Source organism: Microcystis sp. 49638_E5 (genome assembly GCF_021300285.1).
Lineage (GTDB): Bacteria > Cyanobacteriota > Cyanobacteriia > Cyanobacteriales > Microcystaceae > Microcystis > Microcystis aeruginosa_C.
Genome location: NZ_JAJTDH010000135.1, coordinates 1 through 6,847 on the forward strand (window position 1 = coordinate 1; position 6,847 = coordinate 6,847).

At 38.8% G+C, this 6,847-nt stretch carries 9 protein-coding genes; 5 read left to right on the plus strand and 4 right to left on the minus strand.

The annotated features are described in order from the left end of the window. The 4 genes from LW728_RS21920 to LW728_RS21935 form a co-directional block, all read right to left on the minus strand. The coding region (locus LW728_RS21920; RefSeq protein WP_287768247.1) for a hypothetical protein at positions 1–190 on the minus strand (190 nt) is incomplete at its 3' end. Positions 191–192: 2 nt separating this feature from the next. Beyond that, a complete protein-coding gene (locus tag LW728_RS21925; protein WP_287768250.1) occupies positions 193–567 on the minus strand; it encodes a hypothetical protein in 375 nt (124 codons plus the stop codon). Continuing rightward, positions 564–3,278, minus strand: coding sequence for a phage tail fiber repeat family protein (locus LW728_RS21930; protein ID WP_287768252.1), 2,715 nt, complete (start codon positions 3,276–3,278; stop codon positions 564–566). Before LW728_RS21930 ends, LW728_RS21925 begins: the two co-directional genes overlap by 4 nt. Positions 3,279–3,290: 12 nt before the next feature. Then, a complete protein-coding gene (locus LW728_RS21935; RefSeq protein WP_287768255.1) occupies positions 3,291–3,833 on the minus strand; it encodes a hypothetical protein in 543 nt (180 codons plus the stop codon). Between LW728_RS21935 and LW728_RS21940 the strand changes: the two genes are divergently transcribed. The 5 genes from LW728_RS21940 to LW728_RS21960 form a co-directional block, all read left to right on the plus strand. Continuing rightward, a complete protein-coding gene (locus LW728_RS21940) occupies positions 3,832–4,305 on the plus strand; it encodes a hypothetical protein (protein WP_287768258.1) in 474 nt (157 codons plus the stop codon). The genes LW728_RS21935 and LW728_RS21940 overlap by 2 nt on opposite strands. Further along, entirely contained in the window at positions 4,290–4,904 is a 615-nt protein-coding gene (locus tag LW728_RS21945; protein ID WP_287768261.1) for a hypothetical protein, read from the plus strand. The genes LW728_RS21940 and LW728_RS21945 overlap by 16 nt, the downstream gene beginning before the upstream one ends. Next, positions 4,904–5,197, plus strand: a complete 294-nt coding sequence (locus LW728_RS21950) for a hypothetical protein (protein ID WP_287768264.1) — start codon at positions 4,904–4,906, stop codon at positions 5,195–5,197. Before LW728_RS21945 ends, LW728_RS21950 begins: the two co-directional genes overlap by 1 nt. Before the next feature lie 189 nt (positions 5,198–5,386). Next, positions 5,387–6,022 carry a hypothetical protein gene (locus LW728_RS21955; RefSeq protein ID WP_287768267.1) on the plus strand — a complete coding sequence of 212 codons (636 nt, stop codon included), beginning with the start codon at positions 5,387–5,389 and terminating at the stop codon, positions 6,020–6,022. 61 nt (positions 6,023–6,083) lie between these two features. Further along, a partial coding sequence (locus LW728_RS21960) for a hypothetical protein (protein ID WP_287768269.1) occupies positions 6,084–6,847 on the plus strand: 764 nt, incomplete at its 3' end.

The following is a 6,847-nucleotide window of genomic DNA, read 5'->3' on the forward strand; positions in this document are numbered from 1 at the left end:
TGACTGTTACAGTATCGTTTGTCATCCCAACTAAAGAAACAACCCTACTTCCAAAAGTAGTGGCAGGAGAAACAATAACTCCGTTAGTATCAGAGTTCAAGGCTCCGATTGTTGTGCCTGTCAAAATTCCTTTAAAAGTATTTTGATCAATGGCGTATTTTGGACTCTGTGTATCTGGGTTAAGTGCCATAATTAATTTTCGTATCCTAAAATTGTGAGTAATGAAGAGTTGGCTGCTAGTCCCTGAACAATTCCCAAAATCGAGGAGTCTGTAACGGTGTTGTCGTCAAACGTCCCGTCTTTGTTATCAAGTACCGTAGCAGAAGAGGTAATAATTAATCCCTCCGAAATAGCAAATTTAATTGATTGCTGTACTAAAATTTGCATTGCACTAGAATCATTAGCAACGTTTTTAGCCAGTTTTATTAGCTGAGATGAGCTATTGCTATCTTGCAAGATAGCGGTGGCAACTATTGTAATAGCCGCCGAGAATCTATTCTGCAATGAGACATTGTTTAATGTCAAATTGACGTATTTTAGTTCGGTTCCTGTGGGAATTTCAATCATAAATTACCTGTAAGAATTAAAGTAGAAACTAGATAAGATAGTTCAACTTCGTCGGAGGGTTGATTACTAGACACTAAATCAAATTTATTGTCTAGGGAATTAAATCTAAAATAGAAATAATCTTCAATGCCTCCCCCAGAAGTTGTGTTAGGTAATAATCCAGCGTAGGCAGAACCCCAAACTATTCGCCTTATAGAAGCCGAAGTAATTCTTAATACTAATTCCTGATAATTAGTAGGAGTACCCGTAGCGTTAGCTATCGTCGTATCTTGCGACAAAGAATTTAGTATTCCTATTGTAGTTGTATCTACGTTAGGGGTGACAGTAGCAGCGTCGGTCAAAGTTGTTATTGTTGGGGAACCGCCACCACCGCCAGTAATTGTTAGATTTCCAGAGCCGAGTACAGATTGATTGTTAATCGTTTTTATGTTTTCCGCATTAATTAATAGCGGCTGTAGTCCCGAAGTTATTCCTGATACAGTTGTGATCCGATGGGCTGATTCTGATATTCCGTAGATTAAAACCTGATCTACATTGGCAGGAACTGTTTTAGATTGTAGTGCTTGGATATTTAATCCTATTGTTCTGTCTGCTGATAAGTCACCTCCTCCTGTTAATCCTGAAGCCGTAGCAATAACTCTAGAGTTTAAAACCCTAGAATCTAAATTGGTTTGAAGGTTGTTAATATCAGCAATCGAATGGGTATGTCCAGATGCCGTTTTGTTGTCAATTTGTCCTTGAATTAGTGACGTAACACCACTTAAGTAACTTAATTCAGTTGTTGTTATAGAAGATGCTGATAAGTGTCCTGACGCGGTGGAAATCGCTACTCTATTAGCTGTTTGATCGGCAGCCCATCTAGTACCATTGGCAAGGGAATATTGAGGGTGGTCATCGGCATTTAGTCCTGTTAGTGCGTTATGAGCAGTTACCCCGCCTCCGCCGCCAGAATAGCCCGTTATTCCCGATACGGTAGTCCGTCGATGAGTTGAAGTCGAAACGTCATAAATTAAAACCTCATCTAAAATAGAGGGATTTGTTTTAGATTGAAGCCCTGAGATATTTAGAGCGATAGTCCTATCAGCCGATAAATCTCCCCCGCCTGTCAGTCCTGAAGCCGTAGCAATAACTCTAGAGTTAGAAACTTTTAGATCCAAACCTGCCTGTTGAAGAGTTGAAATGGGCTTATTTATATCACTCGTATTATCTACATTGGACAGTCCTACCATTGCCTTGGTAATACCAGATACCGTACCTGTAAAGATAGGATTATTGATAGGAGCTTTTAGGTCTAAAGCTGTTTGTTGAAGAGTTGAAATGGGCTTATTTATATCACTCGTATTATCTACATTGGACAGTCCTACCATTGCCTTGGTAATACCAGATACCGTACCTGTAAAGACAGGATTATTGATAGGAGCTTTTAGGTCTATTTGTCCTTGAATTAATGACGTAACACCACTTAAGTAACCTAACTCAGTTGTTGAAATGCTAGAAGAGGCAAGCACTCCCGACGCGGTGGAAATAACTACCCTATTAGTTGTTGGGGCAGCAGTCCATCTAGTGCCGTCAGCAAGGGAATATTGAGGGTGATCATCTCCATTTAATCCTGTTAACGCATTATGGTCAGTTACCCCACCACCACCGCCAGAATAGCCCGTTATTCCCGATACTGTAGTCCGTCGGTGGGTTGAAGTTGAAACATCATAAATCAAAACCTCATCCAAAATAGACGGGGTTGTTTTTGCGGCTAACCCAGGAATGTTTAACCCTATTGTTCTATTGTCTGATAAATCTCCGCCGCCAGTCAGTCCCGAAGCCGTAGCAATAACCCTAGAGGTTAAAACTCTAGCGTTTAAATCGGTTTGAAGATTGGCAATATTCGCAATTGAATGAGTATGCCCCGAATCGGTTTTATTATTTAATTGTCCTTGAATTAATGATGTGACACCACTTAAGTAACCCAATTCAGTTGTTGAAATACTAGAAGAGGCAAGCACTCCTGACGCGGTGGAAATAACTACCCTGTTAGCAGTTGGGGTAACAGTCCATCTAGTACCATTAGCAAGGGAATATTGAGGGTGATCATCATTACTTAATCCTGTTAGTGCGTTATGAGCAGTTACCCCGCCTCCGCCGCCAGAAAGCCCAGAAGTTATCCCCGATACGGTAGTCTTTTTGTGGCTCAAACTAACAGGATCGTAAATCAAAACCTCATCTAAAACAGATGGATTTGTTTTAGATTGAAGTGCAGAAACATCTAAAGATATAGTTCTATTTGCAGAAAGAGATCCGCCGCCAGTCAATCCTGAAGCCGTATTAATAGTGACAGATGTTGATGCCTTTCCATCTAAAGCTGTTTGTTGAAGTGTCGAAATAGGCTTATCAGCATCACTCGTATTATCTACATTGGATAATCCTACCATCGCCTTGGTAATACCAGACACCGTACCAGTGAAGGTAGGATTATTAATAGGAGCTTTAGCGTCAATTTGCGCTTGAATTAATGATGTAACCCCATCTAGATATCCCAACTCTGCAATCGTTACACCCGCAGCAATTCCGATTGATTGAGGAGTCAGACCATTTTGGCAGTAAGCACGTAAATCAATGGCAGTTATTTTAAAAGAAGAGCTTCCATCGTCAGACTCGAATAGGTGATTGTCATTCACCGATCCAAGGTCTAAGTCAATAATTCTTACGTCTGCCATTTGTTCGGCTCCTCAAGCCACACTTACCCTAATATTACCATTTCTAGTTACCCTACGGTTTCCATTCTGAGTGACCCTAGTAGACGACAGTTGTTCAACGACTACATAGCCAGGTTCTCTGATTAAATAAATTGAATCAAAACTATCTAATTTTAATTCTCTTTTTAGGTGTTTTAGGGCAATAAACCGAGCCGAACTAATAGCCCCGTCATCCTCAGTCAAAAACCATGAATCATTAGCAGTCGGAATGCCTGAATTAATCACCCCGCTAAATGTCCTAATCCTGCTAGGAAGTCCTGAAACTAAATGCGGAGTACCTGAAGTAATTGCCCCTATTACCGTGGCGCGGTAAATAGTAGCATCAAAGCTATAGCCATCTAATAACGCTAGTTCTTGATTGGTTTTGACGTTTATTGTTCTTAAAAACGGTTCAGAGCCATCAGAATTTAAAACTTTTCTAGGAACGCCATCAACTATTACCCAGAGTTTAAATTTATTAGGTATATTGCTATAAGCAGTATTTAAAAAATTTTGAACTCCAGACTTAGAAAACATGGACTTTTCCTATAATTCAGCCCTATGGCAAGCATTAATATTATACCTCGAATCAAAAGCTGTAGGACTATCGGAAGCATCTAAACCCATCAAATTTTCTTATTTTTCGGATATTCACACGCCGAACCAATCTCCACAGGGAGCAGTCTTTCTTAACTCAATTGACTTAGATCCGACTGGAATGTTAGACCCCCAGACAAGCCTAGACATAAGCTTTTCAATTAGATTAATAGTCAGCTTTACGGAGGAATCAATCTCTAATTTTTTGATTTTAGCCGACTGGCAATCATGGTTAGCCCAAAAATTAAACGACTTAAGAGCTAATGGGCTAACTGGAACTTATCGACAAAAAGCACTTAGAGCAGCATTTATAGGATGCGATCTAAATATGGTCACTATATCCCTGAACGCTAATCAGGATAATGGCTTTCAGGGAATAATCTCAACTAAGTTATCTTGGGAAAAAGATTAGTGAAAGTTTTTCCCTATCAATTACCTAATGGCAAGGTTCTTGTTTTACGCCCCGTCTCCGCAGCAAAAAGACGAGAGGCTAAAATGATTTGTTTGCTAATATCGGGCTGGCTAGATTCTTTATCTATTCCCCTAGGGAGAAGCCCTATAGACTTTTTAGTTGCCAATAACGCTAAAGGGCAATCAGAGACTATAGCAATTTATCTAGGTGAATGGGGGCTAAATGAAAAAGATATCAATAGCCTAGACAAAGACTCAACTCTTGAGATTTTAAAGATTATAGAAAACATGGACGTTGAGCCATCCATAGTCCCAGATATATCCGAAGGGTTTATTTTGCCATCGTGTGGGGATAGTGAAGGAGATTTAATAGCGGACTTAATATCAATCTTTGATGTTCAGTCAGCATTACAAATTTATAGTACACTAGACTTTGTTACTATTCAGTTAGTCCTAAAAAGGCTTCAATTTCAATCTAGAAGGCAAGAGCTAGAAGAAAAGTATAACAAAAATATTGCTGTTTCTCAGCTAATCGAACTTAAAAATAGTGGCAAATGGGATAATCTAAATTGGTCCAATAAGTACCCAGGAATAAGTTAATGGATAAACATGAATTAGAGCTAATACAAGCAGGAGCAGAGCATTTTAGGGCTGTAGATGCTAACGACATTAAAGAGCTTAGGCAAGACACTATCGACGCAATAGCCTACGCTAAAGATGCAGATAATCCACGGCTTTACATTTACACTAAAAAACCTTATTACATAGTAGAAAAAACCTTAGCAACTATTGACACAAGAGGAGTAGGGGTAACTATTGCTTTTTACGATGATTTGATTAGAGCAAAAATAGAAGCAGCTAGAGACGGCGCAATGTTTGCAGAAGTTAGTTAGTATGGAATGAAGGCTTTTTCTTGGGACTTGTGATGGCAAATATTGCATGGGAATTATCAATAATTAATCTGATTCTTATTGGCATCTTTACAGGATTGCCATATGCCAATTCTTTTGACCATCATTTTTCCCGTTTTGGTTTCCATCAAAAAGATTATAAAATTACTATCAAACAGCCTAAATACTGCCATGAAAATTAACTCTATTCAGCCAAGATTTAAAGAAAACTATGACGTAGGTTATATCGGATTCACTTACAATAAATCTAATTTAACTTCTATTGGGATTGCTTATTTTACCGATTGGGTTAGAGTGTCAGATATTAAGGTTTCCCACTGTTTTATTGTCACAGGAGAAGATGAATTGATAGAAGCATCCGCAAAAGAAGGAGTAAGAGAAGATACTATATCTAAGTATTTTAACGACCCGAATGTACAAGTATTTTTTAGAAAGCCTAAAATAAAAAGTCCTAAAGTAACAGGCGAGTTTTTATCCCTTGCTGCTAAAGCCTATAGGGGATACAAGTATAACTATTTTGCTATATTGATTCAGTCTCTTTATGGCAACAAAACACTGCCTGCGATTCTTGGTTTATTTGGGATATCTCGTGACTCGATAAGAATGGCTTTGATATCACTGTTTGAACCGCTATTAGAGCATTTTGATCACGGATTTATCTGTAGTGGATTAGTGGCACGAGTGCTAATTATCACCAATTGCTTTTACACCGAAGTTCCCTATAATCTGATATCACCCCAAGAGTTATTTGAGTCAGCCAAGCCTTTTTATCCTTGGAAAGGATCGGTAGTGGTAAAATCAAGGTGAGCAACTCGCATTGTCTCTCTTAATTGATGGAAATTACTAGCCCTCACAAAGGGTTATTTTTATGAAGATTGGCAAAATAAACCGATTGACTAAAGCAGGGGAAATGGTATCAGTTCGACTCCCCAATGGCAAAACTATATCAGCTAAGGCAGGAAATGATCTAAACTCAACGACGGTTTTAGTTAGCGAAACTCAATCAGGATGGTTTGCTTTTTCTTTTCAGGGAGAGACTAAAACCGTATCAACTCAAATTATTAACAGAAGACCACGACAAGCTATTCCTGAAATTTATCCTATTAAAGTTTTATTTAGCATTGAATCAGACAATAAATTTGAGTTTTATATAGGAGGAGATAGAAATATTCCTATTAAAATAGGGGAGTTGACAAAAATTAACGATTTAGATGAAACTGGAAATATCCTTGCTAGTAGAACCAAGATAATATCAGCCGCGATAAACAGCACTGGGAACAAACCCAACGATTGGATTGTAATGATTCAGTATTCAAGCCCCGATCTTGTCATTACCACTCCTGATGGGCAGACGTTTACCAATTCAGATATCTTGGAAGCATCTGTTATTTTACGCCCAAATTTAGCCCCAATAATTCACGTTGATACTAATGGCTGCGATCCTGTTGGGAATGGGTTTTTTGCTCCAAGAGATCCTTATATCTGGTATTTTTTCAACGATCAAGCCGATCTCAAGACAGGAGAAAATTATAGGGATTATTTATTAGAGTTAAGCCGAAGTGGTAGCACAGATGACCTAGCGGTAAATTCACCACTGTTAACACCATCCCGTCCATGGCTGAATACTGAAGC